This is a genomic window from Micromonospora luteifusca, from assembly GCF_016907275.1.
Classification (GTDB): domain Bacteria; phylum Actinomycetota; class Actinomycetes; order Mycobacteriales; family Micromonosporaceae; genus Micromonospora; species Micromonospora luteifusca.
Genome location: NZ_JAFBBP010000001.1, coordinates 4,604,247 through 4,619,053, shown reverse-complemented (window position 1 = coordinate 4,619,053; position 14,807 = coordinate 4,604,247). Strand labels below are relative to the sequence as shown.

Here is a 14,807-nt window from a genome sequence, read left to right as displayed (position 1 = left end):
CGCGCCGGCCGACTCGTCAGATCACGGCTTCGCCGGCGGGGGCGGGAGCCTCCGCGTCCACCCGGTGGGCGCGGACCTTGTGGCCGACGCTGGTCAGGCAACGGCCGCTGGGCAGGTCGAAGCGCCAACCGTGCAACTGGCAGGTGAGCTGGTCACCCTCGACGATGCCGAACCGGGTCAGGTCCGCCTTCAGGTGCGGGCAGCGCCGCTGCACCACCCAGTCGCCCAGGGTGATGTCCTCGGCGTCGGTGCTGCGCTCGTGCTCGTCGTACCAGCCCTCGGCGTACTGGAGGCGCTCCTCCGAGAGGCACTTGAAGAACGCGTAGACGAACTCGTTGTACTGGCCGATCCGGGCCGCCGAGAACCGGCAGGACAGGAAGAGCGAGTTGACCCAGTCCACCTCGTCGATGAAGAGCAGGTGCTCGATCAGCGCCCGCTCCGTCCGGAACCGGTAGCGCACCTTCTCGTCGGCGTACGGCCGAACCTCCTTGCCGGGGAAGTCCACCACGATCGACTCGACGCTCTCGCCGTCGTAGCCCACCAGGTCGAAGCGGACCGGGCCGCCCACACCCTTGGCGAGGTAGATCGACTCTTCGAGCAGCGGCTCGATCCGGTGCTTCATCCGGGCGAGCACGTCCACCTCGGGGTGCCGCCAGGACGCCTTCTCCGCCTCGATGACGGGGCGCTTGCGCTCCCGCATCTCCTCCAGGTGAGCGACCTTGTTCGCGAAGAACTCGTCGACCGGTACCGGGTGGGTGGTGGTCGCGCCCTCGGTGGTGACCTCGGTGACGCTGCCCGGCAGCAGCACGATGCCGTTGGTGCCGCCGACCTTGGCGTACTCCGACAGGAAGACGGACTGGTCGGGGAAGATGTTGCCCTCGTCGCCGTGGATGTCGTTGAACTGCCACAGCGCGTCGTCGAGGAAGCACGGCGGGCCGGCGATCGGGAAGACGTGGTCGGCCTTCAGGTCGTCGATGTAGCGCCACGTCCGGTCGAACTGCCGGTCGCGCTTCTGCTTGCCGAACGCCGTCTTCGCCGCCTGCGGCAGCTCGTAGACCATCGGGTACCAAATCGCGCCGGAGAACTGGAGCAGGTGCGCGTGCACGTGCCCCAGCTCGGCGAAGACACCCAGGTCGGTCGGGCGGGCGTCGTTCTGGTTGAGCAACCGCACCCCGTCGTACTCGACCCAGAGCGAGGAGTCACCGATCGGCCCGTCGGTCGGGCTGGTCAGCGCCTGAATCATGATCTTCAGGCCGCCCGGCAGCTCCACCACCTGCTCGTTGGGGGCCTTCAGGAACTTGGTGAAACCCAGCGCCCGAAACTCGTCCTCCATCTCCGAGGTGGGGAACTCGGGGAGCAGGACCGTGGCGTCCTTGGAGACGAAGTCCCGCAGGTGCTTCGCGTCGAAGTGGTCCCGGTGCAGGTGGGAGACGTACAGGTAGTCGACCTGGCCCAGGCTCTCCCAGTCGAGCAGGGAATTGTCCGGGAACGGAAACCATGAAGCGAAGTAGGCCGGATTGACCCACGGGTCGCACAGGATGCTGCCCGCGGCCGTGTCGATCCGCATGCTGGCGTGCCCGGTTCCGGTCACTCGCACCGCACAGTCCCCCTCAAACAGACAATCAGGTGTACGCCAAACGCTACCGGAGTGAGTCTGACTGCCGCCCTGCGACGCCGGTAGTGTCGTTCGGCCCAGGTCGGCACGGCCGACGGCCGGGAAACCCCCACCGCACCGCACCGCGTACGAGGCGTGCCAGACTAACCAAAGATCCGATCGCGAGGGAAGGACCGACAGTGGCAGGAAGCGAGCCGGTAACGTCGCCAGACCAGCACAAGCCCGGGCAACGGAAGCTCGGGCGAATCGGCGCGGTGCTGTCCGCGCTGGCGCTGCTGGCGATGATCTGCGGCAACCACGAGGGCAAGGTCGAGGACATCTGGCTGATCGGCCTGGCCGCGCTGCTGCTGATCATCGTGATCGGCGACGCCGTGCTGCGGCGCAACGGTCTGCGCTCCTGACCCAGCCGGCCGCCGGACGACCGGCCACCGTACGCCGAGGGCCCGCCCCACCCGGGGACGGGCCCTCGTCCGTACGCGTCGGGGTCAGCGCCCGAAGAGGATGTCCTGCACGTCCTTGAGCGCGGCGTCGACCTCGGCCTCGAAGTAACCACCGGGCACCAGGCCGAACCGGAGCGTGTCCAGGTCCTTCGGGTCGACCGGCATCGGGTTGCGGCGCTGCATGCCACCGAGCAGGGTGTCGAAGAACCGGTCCACCTGGTCGGGGTCGTACCCGCTGCCGAACCGGCGGACCTGGAAGCTGCGGCGGATCTGGTCGACCCGGTAGAGGTCGCTGCCGGGCGGACCAGCCATCGGGGGGCCACCCATCGGCGGGCCACCCATGGGCGGGCCGGCAACGGCGGGCGGACCGGCCATCGGCGGGCCACCGATGCCCTGCTGCGGCATCGGAGGCGGACCGGCGGGGCCCCGGCGCATGTCACGTAGGTCGCGCTCCGGCATCCGGATCTCGGCGGTCATGTCGGTGCGACCGTGCCGCCCGGCCTCGAAGCCGTCGAAGCGCGGCTCCTCCGGCGGGTAGCCGCCGGGAGCACGCTGGTCGTCCGGGCCGTACCCACCGGGAGCACGCTGGTCGTCCGGGCCGTACCCACCGGGAGCGCGGTGGTCGTCCGGGCCATACCCACCGGGAGCACGCTGGTCGTCCGGGCCGTAACCGGTGGGACCGGCGGGCAGGCCGCGCGGCGGAGCGCCGTGGCCACCCATCGGGCCCGGGCCCATCGGACCGCCGGGGCCCATCGGGCCGGGGCCGGCCGGGCCTCGCGGCGCGTCGTAACCGCCGCGGGGGGCGTCGTACCCGCCGGCGAAGGCACCGGTCGGCTCGTCGTAGCGGCCGTAGCGGTCGGCGGGCGGACCGGCCTGCGCGGGCATCGGCCGGGGCGGCATCGGCTGCGGCATCATGCCCCGGTCATCGCGCATCGGCGGCCCCATGCGGTCCGGTGGGCTCATCCGGTCACCCATCCGGGGGTCGCCACCGCGCCCGGCGCTGGTGCGCTCCTCAAGCTCGGCCAACTGCCGCTCGACCCGGTCCAGGTGAAGGTCGACCTGCCACTCGTCGTAGCCGTTGAAGCGGACCCGGAAGACGACGTCGTGGACCTCCTGCGAGGCCACCGGAGCGCCGACCTGTCGGCCGTCGAGCGTCGCCTCGACCCGGTCGAGGAAGGCATCCACCTCGTCGACCTTGTATCCCCGGCGGAGCGCCTTGCGCCGGAAACGCTGACCCTGACTCGCCACTATGTCTCCTGGTCTCGTTCGCCACGCCCGGTCACGCCGGTGCCTCTCCGGCGCGGTCGGTGTTGGTGTCGGTGTCCTCGGCGGCGGCGAGCTGACCACACGCGCCGTCGATCTCGCGACCTCGGGTGTCCCGTACGGTGGTGGACACCCCGGCGTCGCGCAACCGCCGGACGAACTCCCGCTCGACCGGCTTCGGGCTCGCGTCCCAGCGGCTGCCCGGCGTCGGATTGAGCGGAATGAGGTTCACGTGGGCCAATTTGCCGGCCAGCAGCCGGCCGAGCAGGTCGGCTCGCCACGGCTGGTCGTTCACGTCCTTGATCATCGCGTACTCGATCGACACGCGACGGCCCGTCCGGGCGGCGTAGTCCCACGCTGCGTCCAGCACCTCAGCAACCTTCCAGCGCTGGTTTACCGGCACGAGTTCGTCGCGCAGATCATCATCGGGGGCGTGCAACGACAGCGCAAGGGTCACTGAGAGGTCTTCGCTGGCCAGTCGGCGGATGGCCGGAACCAGGCCGACCGTGGAAACGGTGATGTGGCGCTGGGACAGGCCGAGCCCTTCCGGAGCGGGGCTGACCAGGCGGCGGATGGCCGCGATGACCCGGGAGTAGTTGGCCAGTGGCTCGCCCATGCCCATGAACACGACGTGTGACAGCCGCGGCGGAGAGCCGGCGACGGCGCCGGAGGCCGCCACGCCGGCCAGATAGACCGCCTGGTCGACGATCTCGGCGGTGGACAGGTTGCGGGTCAGCCCGGCCTGGCCGGTCGCGCAGAACGGGCAGGCCATGCCGCAGCCCGCCTGGCTGGAGATGCAGACGGTCACCCGGTCCGGGTAGCCCATCAGCACGCTCTCCACCAGCGCACCGTCGTGCAGCCGCCACAGTGCCTTGCGGGTCGCGCCGTCGTCACACGCCAGCTCGCGCACCGGGGTGAGCAGTCGGGGCAGCAGCTGCTCGGACAGCCGCTCCCGGGTCGCGGCGGGCAGGTCGGTCATGGCCTGCGGGTCGCGGACCAGCCGCCCGAAATAGTGGTTCGAGACCTGCTTGGCGCGGAAGGCGGGCTCACCCAACTCGGTGACCAGCGCTTGGCGGCCGGCCAGGTCCAGGTCGGCGAGGTGCTTCGGCGGCATGGAGGCCCGGCGCGCGGCGGGGGCGTCCGACAGGGCGGGGATCAACGGCAGGCTTGTCATGGCTGGTCCAGTGTGTCACGCCCCCGGCGGCAACTGCCGATCCGGAGGTGTCGAACGGGCCCTGACCGTTGGAGCCGGATGACCGGGACGCCGTGATTCATGCCTCAGCTCACCATCGGCACGAAGATCGCCAGCAGCAGGTAGGCGGTCGGCACCGCGAACAGGATCGAGTCCAGTCGGTCCATCAGACCGCCGTGGCCGGGCAGCAGGTTGCTCATGTCCTTGATACCGAGATCCCGTTTGATCATCGACTCGGCCAGGTCGCCGAGGACCGCCGCGCAGGAGACAGCCACCCCGAACACCGCACCCCACCAGGGGGCCACCTCGAACATCAACCACAGCAGCAGCGCGCTGCCCAGGGCCGCGGCGGTCACCGAACCGGCGAAACCCTCCCAGGACTTCTTCGGGCTGATCGACGGCGCCATCGGGTGTCGACCGAAGGAGATACCGGCCGCGTACCCGCCGGTGTCGGAGAGGACCACCGCGATCAGCGTGGCCAGGATGCGCCGCGGGCCGTCGTCGGGGGCCGCCGCCAGCAGCGCGGCGAAGCCGCCGAGGAACGGCACGTAGACGGTGATCAGGGTGGCGGCGGTGATGTCCCGCTGGAAACCGGCCGGACCGTCGCCCAGCCTCCAGATCATGGTGCCCAGCACGGTGACCAGCAGCCCCAGGCTGAGCGCGTCCGGGCCGGCGAACCAGGCCAGACCCACGGTCAGCACGCCACCGGCGAGCAGCGGTACGAGGGGCGGGTGGGCGCCACTGCGCCGGACCGCCCGGGCCATCTCCCAGATGCCGATGGCGATGGCGGCGGCGATCACCGGCAGGAACGCCAACGGGAAGAACACCAGCGGCACCACGATCAGCGCGCCGAGGCCGAGCCCCACGCCGATCGCCGCCGGGAGATTGCGGCCGGCCCGTCCGTTGCCCAACTGCTGGGTAGCGGGCCGGTCGGCGCTGGCCCGGCGTCGGCCCTTCGGCCGTCGACCGGTCGGCGCGGGGGTCTCGTCCGACGCCACGTCCGGCGCTATGTCGGCCCGGACGGGCGCGAGCTGCTCGGTCGGATACCCCGGGTCGTCGAGACGGGCCGGAAAGCCCTGCTCGGGCTGCTCCTGGCCGTCGAACCGGGTCGGCTCGTCGAAGCGCCCCCGGTCCGGGCCGTCGAAACGGGTCGGCCCGTCGGCGGCAGCGGGCGAACGGTCGAGGTAGCGGCCTGCGCGACCCCGATCGTCGTACCGGTCGGGCTGGTTCCGGTCGTCCTCGTACCGGTCGCCGAAATGATCGTGCCGGTCGCGGTCGTCGAAGCGGTCCCGGTCGTCCGGACGGACAGCCCGGCCACGCTCGTCGTACGGGTCCGTCGGGTGCGGGTCGGCATGCGGCCGGGTGTGCGGGTCGGCGTACAACTCAGGGCCGGCGGCTGGACGGCCGTTCCACTGGCCGGCGTCCAGGTCCCGGTCGGGCCAGGGCAGCGCCACTGGGTGCTCCGGGCGGTCCCAGCCTCGGGGCTCGGTGTCGTAGGGGTCGGGGTGGGACATCACGCACCGCGACGCGGCACGAGAACCACCACATGACGCAAGACCACAAGCATCCCCTACACGCGCGATGTTCCTCCGATTGACCGCCCCGACGGTCGGTCGATTCCCGGTGTTCACCGCCCGGTGGCCGGGAATCCTGCAGAGCCTACTGCACCCGCCGCACCGGCATGGCGGACGAGGCACGGCGACGGCCGTAGCCCGACCATGACGAGGGACGTCGCCTCGGTGGCCAACCCGTCGGCCGCAATGCGGACCATCCGGTTACGACACCTCGGTTCAGCGTCCCCGACACAGGACGGCCTGCCTACCCCCGTGAGCCGTTCTCCCTGCTCAGGTACGGCACGAGGCCCGACCCCCAGCTGAGGGACGGGCCTCGGAGCACTCACCCGCGCGGCGGGCGGCGATCACACCTCGAGCAACTCGGTTTCCTTGTGCTTGACCAGGTCGTCGATGTTGGCCACGTACCGCTGGGTCAGGTCGTCGAGTTCCTTCTCGGCGCGGCGACCGTCGTCCTCGCCAGCCTCGCCGTCCTTGACGATCCGGTCCAGCTCTTCCTTGCCACGGCGGCGGACGTTGCGGATCGCCACCTTGGCTTCCTCACCCTTGTGCCGGGCCACCTTGATCATGTCGCGGCGGCGCTCCTCGGTCATCTGCGGGAGCAGGATGCGCAGCTGGTTGCCCTCGTTGTTCGGGTTCACCCCGAGGTCCGAGTCGCGAATCGCCTTCTCCATCGCATTGATCTGCGAGTTGTCGTACGGCTTGATGATGGCCATCCGCGGCTCGGGAACCGCGATGGACGCCATCTGGGTCAGCGGCGTGGGCGTGCCGTAGTAGTCGATGATGACCTTGGAGAACATGGCGGCGTTGGCGCGACCGGTGCGGATGGCGCCGAACTCCTCCTTGGCGTGCTCAACCGCACGCTCCATCTTTTCCTCGGCCTCGAGGAGGGTGTCGTCGATCACCGGTCTCCTCGCCTCCTTCTGTGCTCGTCGTGGGCCCTGCTGAAAGTCGTCAGACCACCGTTGCCGTCGCCATTGGCGAGACTCAGGCGGTGATCAGGGTGCCGATCTTGTCGCCACCCACCGCGCGGATGATGGTGTCGTCACCCTGCGCACCAAAGACCAGCATCGGCAGGCCGTTCTCCATGCAGAGGCTGAACGCCGCGGCGTCCGCCACCCGCAGGTTGCGGCGCAGCGCCTCGGAGAAGGTGATCGAGTCGAGCTTGCTGGCAGTGGGGTCGATCCGGGGGTCGGCGGTGTAGACGCCGTCCACGCCGTTCTTGCTCATCAGCACCACGTCGGCCCGGATCTCCAGAGCCCGTTGGGCGGCCACCGTGTCGGTGGAGAAGTACGGCATCCCCGCGCCCGCTCCGAAGATGACCACACGGCCCTTCTCCAGGTGCCGGATCGCCCGCAGCGGAATGTACGGCTCGGCGACCTGGGCCATCGTGATGGCGCTCTGCACCCGCGTCTCGATGCCTTCCTTCTCCAGGAAGTCCTGCAGCGCGAGGCAGTTCATCACGGTGCCGAGCATGCCCATGTAGTCGGCGCGCGCCCGGTCCATCCCGCGCTTCTGCAGCTCCGCGCCACGGAAGAAGTTGCCGCCCCCGACCACCACGGAGACCTGCACTCCGCGGCGGACCACGGTGGCGATCTGCCGGGCGATCGCCTGGACGACGTCCGGGTCGACGCCGATCGCGCCGCCGCCGAACACCTCACCGGAGAGCTTCAGCACCACCCGGCGGGCACGCCCCGGCGGCGGTGCCGTCGGATCGTCCATCGCCAGCGTTCGGTCACTCACAACCTGCGTCATCCGCCCCGCCCTTCCCCACGCGCACGCCCCGTGCGGCGCGTACCGCGAACCTGCCGCTGCCGACCCTATGTGACGAGGAGGCCGCGGTGCCTGTCACGTACACCGGCGGCCTCCTCGTTGACGTCTCTGCCCACGGGCGCTCGCGGCGCCCGGTGGCGGCTCAGGCCTGGCCGACCTCGAACCGCACGAAGCCGGTGACCTCGATGCCAGCCTCGGCCAGCGCCTGCTTCACGGACTTCTTGTTGTCGGCCACGGACGCCTGCTCGATCAGGACGTAGTCCTTGAAGAAGGAGTTCACCCGACCCTCGATGATCTTCGGCAGGGCAGCCTCGGGCTTGTTCTCCTCGCGGGCGGTCTGCTCGGCGATGCGCCGCTCGGACTCGACGACCTCAGCCGGAACCTCGTCCCGGGTGAGGTACTTCGGCCGCATCGCGGCGATCTGCATGGCCACACCACGGGCGTCGGCGTCGCCCGCCTCGTCGGTCTTGCCGGTGTACGACACCAGCACACCAACGGCCGGGGGCAGGTCCTGGGCCTTGCGGTGCAGGTAGACGGCGGTGGTGCCCTCCACCCGGGCGAACCGGTTGAGGACCAGCTTCTCGCCGATCTTGGCGGACTGCTCCTGGATCAGGTCCGCGACGACCTTGCCGTCGAGCTCGCTGGCGAGCAGCTCCTCGGCGGTGTTCACGCCGGCGCGCTCGCCGTGCTCGACCAGCTGCTGGCCCAGCGCGATGAACGACTCGGTCTTCGCGACGAAGTCGGTCTCGCAGTTGAGCTCGAGCAGCGCCTTGCCGGAGTGAGCGACCAGGCCGTTGGCGGCCGTACGGCCGGCCCGCTTGCCGACGTCCTTGGCGCCCTTGACGCGCAGGATCTCGATGGCCTTGTCGAAGTCGCCCTCGGCCTCGGTCAGCGCCTTCTTGCTGTCCATCATGCCGGCGCCGGTGAGGTCGCGGAGCTTCTTGACGTCCGCGGCGGTGATTTGGGACATGGCTCTCTCTTCGGTGTTGAGACGGCGTGTGGATGGTCAGAGGTGCCGGTTACCCGGATCCGGGCGGATCGTGCCCGGCGTACCGCCGCTGCCCGCCGTTCGCGAAAACGGACGGCGGGCAGCGACGGTGCGATCACTCCGCGGTGGCGGTCGCCGGCTGCTCGGTGGCGGCCTGCGCCGGCTGCTCCGGGGTGGCGGGCTGCTCGGCGGCGGCAGCGGCGGGCTGCTCGGCCGGGGCGGCCGGGGCGGCCGACTCGTCGGCCTTCTTCGGCTCGAGCAGCTCGCGCTCCCACTCGGTCAGCGGCTCGTCGCTCGCGACACCCTCGGGCTTCTCGTCGTTGCCCCGGCGACGGCCGGAACGCGCGATCAGACCATCCGCCACGGCGGCGGCGACGACCTTGGTCAGCAGCTCGGCCGAACGGATCGCGTCGTCGTTGCCCGGGATCGGGAAGTCGACCTCGTCCGGGTCACAGTTGGTGTCCAGGACCGCGATCACCGGGATGCCCAGCTTGCGGGCCTCGTCGACGGCGATGTGCTCCTTCTTGGTGTCGACGATCCAGACCGCGGCGGGAAGCTTCTGCATGTCCCGCAGGCCACCGAGGGTGCGGGTCAGCTTGATCTTCTCGCGGGAGAGCTGCAGGGTCTCCTTCTTGGTGTAACCGGCGGCGGTGCCGCTGAGGTCACCCAGGCCCTCCAGCTCCTTCATCCGCTGGAGCCGCTTGTACACCGTCTGGAAGTTGGTCAGCATGCCACCGAGCCAGCGGTGGTTGACGTACGGCTGGCCGACCCGGGTCGCCTGCTCGGCGATCGCTTCCTGGGCCTGCTTCTTGGTGCCGACGAACAGGATGCTGCCACCCTCGGCGACGGTCCCACGCACGAACTCGTACGCCTTCTCGATGTACTCGAGGGTCTGGCGCAGGTCGATGATGTAGATGCCGTTGCGCTCGGTCATGATGAAGCGCTTCATCTTCGGGTTCCAGCGTCGGGTCTGGTGCCCGAAGTGGACACCGCTCTCCAGCAGCTGGCGCATGGTCACGACGGCCATGGTTGGGGTACTCCTCAAGATCCCTGGTTGTCACGCCCGGCCGGTGGCCGGGCGTCCTGGCGCCTGATCGCCGACCCATGGTGGACCCGATCAAGATCGGGACCAGGGAGGCCGTCGCTCCACGACGATTCGTGAAGAGGGCGCGCGAGGTCGACCGCACGAGGCGGTCGCCAGTTGGCCAGTGTACGCCCCTCACCCGTTCCGCCGCCCCGGGGTACGCGCGAGCTGCCGCTCTACCGCTCCCCGCGCAATCACGCCGGTTATTGGGAGATCGCGCTACTTCATGGAAATAGTGGCCTCCGCGTCGCCGGAGGCCACTATTTCCTGGTTGTTGCGTGAATCATCAGCCGCGCCGCGCCGCGGCGGGCGCGGGGGTCGGTGTCAGCCGGCGGCGAGTGCGGCGGCCACGAAGAGCACCAGGCCGACGGTCAGGTAGGCCGTCGGTGGGCGCAGCCAGCCCCGGCCACCGTCGGCGAGCGCCAAACCTCCGGTTCGTAGCCCGTACAGCCCGGTTGCGAAGATCGGCAGCCCGGCGACCAGGGCGATGCCCACCACCACGTTCCCGGCGTCCAACGGATCGCCGGTCGTCCCGGCCAGCAACACGCGCAACGCGGGAATCTCGAAGATCAACACCAGCAGGGCGAAGAGTACGGCCAGCACGGGCCGCCGGGTCCGGTAGACGCCGTCGGCCGTCGGCGGGTACACCGTCGGCTCCGTCGCGGGCAGTTCCGTGCGGGGGCCGATCCCCGGCATCGGGCCGGTCGGCATCTCCAGCGGGTGCGGCGTCTCGCCGCCAGCCCGGGTCGGCTCGACGATCGGGTACCCGCCGAGCGGGGCGGGACGAGCCTGATCGGCGAGCACCCCGGTCGACGTGTCGCTGGGCGGCGTCCCCGTACCGGTGGCCGCCTCGCGGCTGCCGACCGTCAGCGGAGAAACCGCTGCGCCCGACTCCCGGGCTGCCCTGCGACCGGGCAGCTCACCGGAGATCTCCGAGGGGTCCCGGTCCGTCCGCCGTGAGCGGGCAGCCCGGTAACCGTCGGTCTCCGGCCGCGCGTCCGCCAACGGGTCGACCGTCCCGAACCGCCCCGAGTCGGCCTCGGGCACACCGAAGCGGGCAGATTGGGCGTCGACGGCCCCAAAGCGAGCGGAGTCCGGCTCCGCCATTCCGAAACGATCTGCGGTCACCGCGCCGAAGCGGCCCGAATCCGACTCCGCCACGCCAAGACGACCCGGGTCCACCGCGACGGAGCGGCCGGAGTCCGGCTCGCGGCGCCGACCCGCGGTGGTGTCCTCGCCGTAGCGACTGTCCTCGGCACCGCGCTGCTCGGGAACCTCGGTGTCCCGGTACCGCTGTTCACCCACGCCACGCCACTCCGACTCGCCGTGGCCGGGGCCCCGCTCCTCGGGATACCAGCGCGGCTCCTGCTCTTCGGGAAAGCTCCGTCGTCCGTCCACGTCCGGCACCGTATGCGACCGGCTGCGCCCGCGCCATTTCAACCCCGGCCCGGGGGCTGAACCGGCGCATCTACCGTGATCGTGGGTGCCGTAGCACAGCTGGGCTTGATCGTGCGGTTGTCCACAAGGCACCCGTTGTCCACAGGCAGCCGCCGTCGGGGTCGCGGCGCGCCCGCCTGCTCCGGCACCGTGCCGGCCATGACGAACCGGAACCAGGCGGTCGGCGCGTACGGCGAGCGGTGCGCCGCCCGGCACCTGACCGAGGCAGGGCTGCGCCCGATCGCCCGAAACTGGCGCTGCTCGGCCGGGGAGATCGACATCATCGCGTGGGACGGGCCCGTGCTCGCCTTCTGCGAGGTGAAGACCCGCCGGGGCGACGACTTCGGCACCCCGGCCGAGGCAGTCGTGCCGTCCAAGGCCCGCCGACTGCGAGGGCTCGCCGCGCGTTGGCTGAGCGAGACCGGCACGACCGCTGACGAGGTGCGTTTCGACGTGTTGTCGGTGCGGTTGCCCGACGCCGGCCCGGCCCAGGTCGACCACCTCAAGGGCGCGTTCTGAGATGCGCACCCCGAAGGATCGGTGACGCGCCATGAGCTACGCGAAGGTGCTCTGCGTCGGGCTGGTCGGGGTCACCGGCCATCTGGTCGAGGTGGAGGCCGACCTGGCCGCCGGCCTACCGGCGGTGGTGATCTCCGGTCTGCCGGACACCGCCCTGCACGAGGCCCGCGACCGCGTCCGGGCGGCGGTGGTCAACTCAGGTCAGCGCTGGCCCAACCGGCGAATCACTCTCAACCTGCTGCCCGCCACTCTGCCGAAGTTCGGCTCGGCCTTCGACCTGGCCATCGCCGCAGCTCTGCTGGGCGGCTCGGGTGAGCTGCCGCTGCTCCCACTGGAGGGGGTGGTGGTCCTCGGCGAGTTGGGGCTCGACGGAACGGTCCGGCCGGTGCGCGGGGTGCTCCCGATGGTCGCCGCGGCCGCCCAGGCCGGCGTCGACCAGGTGATCGTCCCGGTGGGCAACGCCGCCGAGGCCGCGGTCATCCCCGGAGTACGGGTGCGAGCGGTGGACACCCTGCACCGGCTGGTCGCCTTCGTCCGCGACGGCACCCCGCTGATCGAGCCGCCGACGGCCACCCCGGCACCGGCCGTGGACGGGCCGGATCTCGCCGAGGTCGCCGGGCAGCAGATGGGCCGGCGCGCCTTGGAGGTGGCCGCCGCCGGCGGGCACCACGTGGCGCTCCTCGGTCCGCCGGGGGCCGGCAAGACGATGCTCGCCGAACGACTGCCGTCGATCCTGCCCGAGCTGGATGACGACTCGGCACTGGAGGTCACCGCGCTGCACTCGGTCGCCGGGCTGCTGCCGCCGGGCGGCCGGTTGCTGCGTCGCCCACCGTTCCAGGCACCGCACCACACCGCGACCGTGCCGTCGTTGGTCGGGGGCGGCTCGGGGCTGGCCCGACCCGGCGCGGTGTCGTTGGCGCACCGCGGCGTGCTCTTCCTGGACGAGGCCCCCGAGTTCAGCAAGGGCGCGTTGGAGGCGCTGCGCCAGCCGCTGGAGCACGGCCACATCCAGCTGAGTCGCAGCGGCGGGGGCACCGTGTACCCGGCCCGGACCCAGTTGGTGCTGGCCGCCAACCCGTGCCCGTGCGCGAAGCCGGCCGGGGACGCGCACTGCGAGTGCACCCCGCTGGCCCGCCGTCGCTACCTGGGCCGGCTCTCTGGGCCGCTGCTCGACCGGATCGACGTACAGGTGCGGTTGATGCCGGTGCGGGCGGCGGAACTGATGGCACCCGACGGCGAAGCCGAGCCCTCGGCGACCGTCGCCGCCCGGGTGGCGGCGGCCCGGCAGGCGGCAGCCAGCCGCTGGGCCGGACTCGGCCGGCGGCTCAACGCCGAGGTGGAAGGCCCACACCTGCGCCGACCGCCGTGGCGGCTGCCGGCCCGGGTCACCACCGAGCTACGTGGCCGGCTCGACTCCGGCTCGCTGTCGGCACGTGGCTTCGACCGGGTGATCCGGATGGCGTGGACCATCGCCGATCTGGACGGCCGGGACCGGCCAGACCTGGACGACGTCCGGGAAGCGCTTCAACTACGGACGGGGGAGGCGACGTGAGCGCCGACGAGGAGCAAAGACTGGCCCGGGTCGCACTGACCTGGCTGGCCGAGCCGGGCACCCGCGCGGTGCATCGACTGGTCGAACGGCTCGGCCCGGTGGCGACCCTGGACCTGCTGCTCGACGGCGGCAGTTCGGACGGCTGGCTGCACACCACGGTGGCCGCCCGGTCGGCGGCCGGCGACGCCCGGGCGGTGGCGGCCGAGGCACTGGAGCGGGCGGACCGGCTCGGCGCCCGGCTGGTCACACCGGACGACGAGGAGTGGCCGGCGCGGGTGGCCGGCCTGTCCGCGCTGCATCTGCCGGACGTCAGCCGTCGGGTGGACGGTGAGACCGCCCCGCCGCTCTGCTTCTGGGTACGCGGGAGCTGGCCGCTGGGCGAGGCCCTGGAGCGCTCGGTGGCCGTGGTCGGAGCGCGGGCGGCCACCGGTTACGGCCAGCACGTCGCGACCGAGCTGGGATATGGGCTGGCCGAACGGGACTGGACGGTCGTGTCCGGTGGCGCGTTCGGCATCGACGCTGCCGCCCACCGGGGTGCCCTCAACGCGGGCGGCCTGACCGTCGCGGTGCTCGCCTGTGGGCTGGACAGGCCGTACCCGATGGGCAACGCCGGGCTCTTCGACCGGATCGCCGACACCGGGCTGCTGGTCAGCGAGTGGCCGCCCGGCGCCGAACCGTTGCGGCCCCGGTTCCTGATCCGCAACCGGGTGATCGCCGGAGGCACCCTGGGCACCGTCGTGGTGGAGGCGTCGGCGCGCAGTGGTGCGACGCAGACCGCTCGGCGGGCCATCTACGCCAACCGGGTGGCCATGGTGGTGCCCGGGCCGGTGACCTCGGCGATGTCCGTCGGCACGCACGAGTTTCTCCGCGAGTTCCCGAAGGCCCGGCTGGTCACCGGGGTGGCGCACGTGCTTGAGGAGGTGGGCCGGATCGGCACGGACCTGGCGCCGCTGGCGCGTGGTCCGCAGCGGCCCGCCGACACGCTCGACGACGACGCGCGGTCGCTGCTGGAGGCGCTGCCCCGCCGGGGCGCGATGGGCGTGGACCGGCTCGCCGCCCGCGCCGGTGTCGACGTGCGGACGGCGTTGCGAAAGCTGTCCCTGCTGGAGGAGCTGTCCATGGTCGTCCGTCGCGACGACGGCTACGCCCTCCCCCCACCCGCGAAACCAAAGCGCGAGAAGCGGGCTACAGCGGCGACGGAAACGCCCTCGTCGGCATAGGGCCACAGGCGGATGCGTCGCGGAAGGCCGTTGGGTGGTCGTCCGGACGCGATCACCTGCGGAAGCTGCTTGGGATCCCAGCCAGCGATACTGTCGGGATCGCCGCCATCGATACTGCCGGTACCGTACGCGGTCATGATTGCTATCAAGCCG

General features: G+C 71.4%; 13 protein-coding genes. 4 read left to right on the top strand and 9 right to left on the bottom strand.

What is annotated here, in order from left to right; all coding sequences use genetic code 11:
- Positions 1-16: 16 nt before the first annotated feature.
- Positions 17-1,597: a Rieske 2Fe-2S domain-containing protein gene (locus JOD64_RS21120; protein ID WP_204943788.1), complete on the bottom strand. Its 1,581-nt coding sequence runs from the start codon at positions 1,595-1,597 to the stop codon at positions 17-19.
- A 197-nt stretch (positions 1,598-1,794) separates the two neighbouring features.
- On the opposite strand from JOD64_RS21120, the gene JOD64_RS21115 reads away from it, so the two are divergent.
- The gene (locus JOD64_RS21115) at positions 1,795-2,016 is read left to right on the top strand and encodes a DUF2631 domain-containing protein (RefSeq protein ID WP_110562385.1); all 222 of its coding nucleotides are present in this window, start codon (positions 1,795-1,797) and stop codon (positions 2,014-2,016) included.
- Positions 2,017-2,100: 84 nt separating this feature from the next.
- Here JOD64_RS21115 and JOD64_RS21110 read toward each other — a convergent pair whose 3' ends face one another.
- The 8 genes from JOD64_RS21110 to JOD64_RS21075 all read right to left on the bottom strand — a co-directional run bounded on the left by JOD64_RS21110 (position 2,101) and on the right by JOD64_RS21075 (position 11,324).
- Positions 2,101-3,303 (bottom strand): DivIVA domain-containing protein, encoded by a 1,203-nt coding sequence (locus tag JOD64_RS21110; RefSeq protein ID WP_204943787.1) that lies wholly within the window; start codon positions 3,301-3,303, stop codon positions 2,101-2,103.
- Positions 3,304-3,334: 31 nt separating this feature from the next.
- Positions 3,335-4,492, bottom strand: coding sequence for a dual-specificity RNA methyltransferase RlmN (gene rlmN / locus JOD64_RS21105; RefSeq protein WP_204943786.1), 1,158 nt, complete (start codon positions 4,490-4,492; stop codon positions 3,335-3,337).
- A 104-nt stretch (positions 4,493-4,596) separates the two neighbouring features.
- Positions 4,597-6,024 (bottom strand): phosphatidate cytidylyltransferase, encoded by a 1,428-nt coding sequence (locus tag JOD64_RS21100; RefSeq protein ID WP_204943785.1) that lies wholly within the window; start codon positions 6,022-6,024, stop codon positions 4,597-4,599.
- Positions 6,025-6,428: 404 nt separating this feature from the next.
- Entirely contained in the window at positions 6,429-6,986 is a 558-nt protein-coding gene (gene frr, locus JOD64_RS21095; protein ID WP_204943784.1) for a ribosome recycling factor, read from the bottom strand.
- A gap of 82 nt (positions 6,987-7,068) precedes the next feature.
- The gene (gene pyrH / locus JOD64_RS21090) at positions 7,069-7,836 is read right to left on the bottom strand and encodes a UMP kinase (protein WP_238433181.1); all 768 of its coding nucleotides are present in this window, start codon (positions 7,834-7,836) and stop codon (positions 7,069-7,071) included.
- Between the two features lie 160 nt (positions 7,837-7,996).
- Positions 7,997-8,824, bottom strand: a complete 828-nt coding sequence (gene tsf / locus JOD64_RS21085; RefSeq protein ID WP_204943783.1) for a translation elongation factor Ts — start codon at positions 8,822-8,824, stop codon at positions 7,997-7,999.
- 133 nt (positions 8,825-8,957) lie between these two features.
- Positions 8,958-9,869, bottom strand: coding sequence for a 30S ribosomal protein S2 (gene rpsB / locus JOD64_RS21080; protein WP_204943782.1), 912 nt, complete (start codon positions 9,867-9,869; stop codon positions 8,958-8,960).
- A gap of 381 nt (positions 9,870-10,250) precedes the next feature.
- Complete coding sequence (locus tag JOD64_RS21075) at positions 10,251-11,324, bottom strand: hypothetical protein (protein ID WP_307813534.1); 1,074 nt, start codon at positions 11,322-11,324, stop codon at positions 10,251-10,253.
- Between the two features lie 198 nt (positions 11,325-11,522).
- On the opposite strand from JOD64_RS21075, the gene JOD64_RS21070 reads away from it, so the two are divergent.
- From JOD64_RS21070 to JOD64_RS21060, 3 genes are read left to right on the top strand one after another with little or no spacing between them, the layout of a single operon-like run.
- Positions 11,523-11,882 carry a YraN family protein gene (locus tag JOD64_RS21070; RefSeq protein ID WP_204943780.1) on the top strand — a complete coding sequence of 120 codons (360 nt, stop codon included), beginning with the start codon at positions 11,523-11,525 and terminating at the stop codon, positions 11,880-11,882.
- A 31-nt stretch (positions 11,883-11,913) separates the two neighbouring features.
- Positions 11,914-13,434 carry a YifB family Mg chelatase-like AAA ATPase gene (locus tag JOD64_RS21065; RefSeq protein WP_204943779.1) on the top strand — a complete coding sequence of 507 codons (1,521 nt, stop codon included), beginning with the start codon at positions 11,914-11,916 and terminating at the stop codon, positions 13,432-13,434.
- Positions 13,431-14,654, top strand: a complete 1,224-nt coding sequence (locus JOD64_RS21060) for a DNA-processing protein DprA (RefSeq protein WP_204943778.1) — start codon at positions 13,431-13,433, stop codon at positions 14,652-14,654. The genes JOD64_RS21065 and JOD64_RS21060 overlap by 4 nt, the downstream gene beginning before the upstream one ends.
- Positions 14,655-14,807 lie beyond the last annotated feature (153 nt).

Excerpts from the sequence above, each read along its gene's own strand:
- pyrH (WP_238433181.1), bottom strand. The coding sequence starts at position 7,836 with ATGACGCAGGTTGTGAGTGACCGAACGCTGGCGATGGACGATCCGACG.
- JOD64_RS21070 (WP_204943780.1), top strand. The coding sequence starts at position 11,523 with ATGACGAACCGGAACCAGGCGGTCGGCGCGTACGGCGAGCGGTGCGCC.
- rpsB (WP_204943782.1), bottom strand. The coding sequence starts at position 9,869 with ATGGCCGTCGTGACCATGCGCCAGCTGCTGGAGAGCGGTGTCCACTTC.
- JOD64_RS21065 (WP_204943779.1), top strand. The coding sequence starts at position 11,914 with ATGAGCTACGCGAAGGTGCTCTGCGTCGGGCTGGTCGGGGTCACCGGC.
- tsf (WP_204943783.1), bottom strand. The coding sequence starts at position 8,824 with ATGTCCCAAATCACCGCCGCGGACGTCAAGAAGCTCCGCGACCTCACC.
- rlmN (WP_204943786.1), bottom strand. The coding sequence starts at position 4,492 with ATGACAAGCCTGCCGTTGATCCCCGCCCTGTCGGACGCCCCCGCCGCG.
- JOD64_RS21100 (WP_204943785.1), bottom strand. The coding sequence starts at position 6,024 with ATGTCCCACCCCGACCCCTACGACACCGAGCCCCGAGGCTGGGACCGC.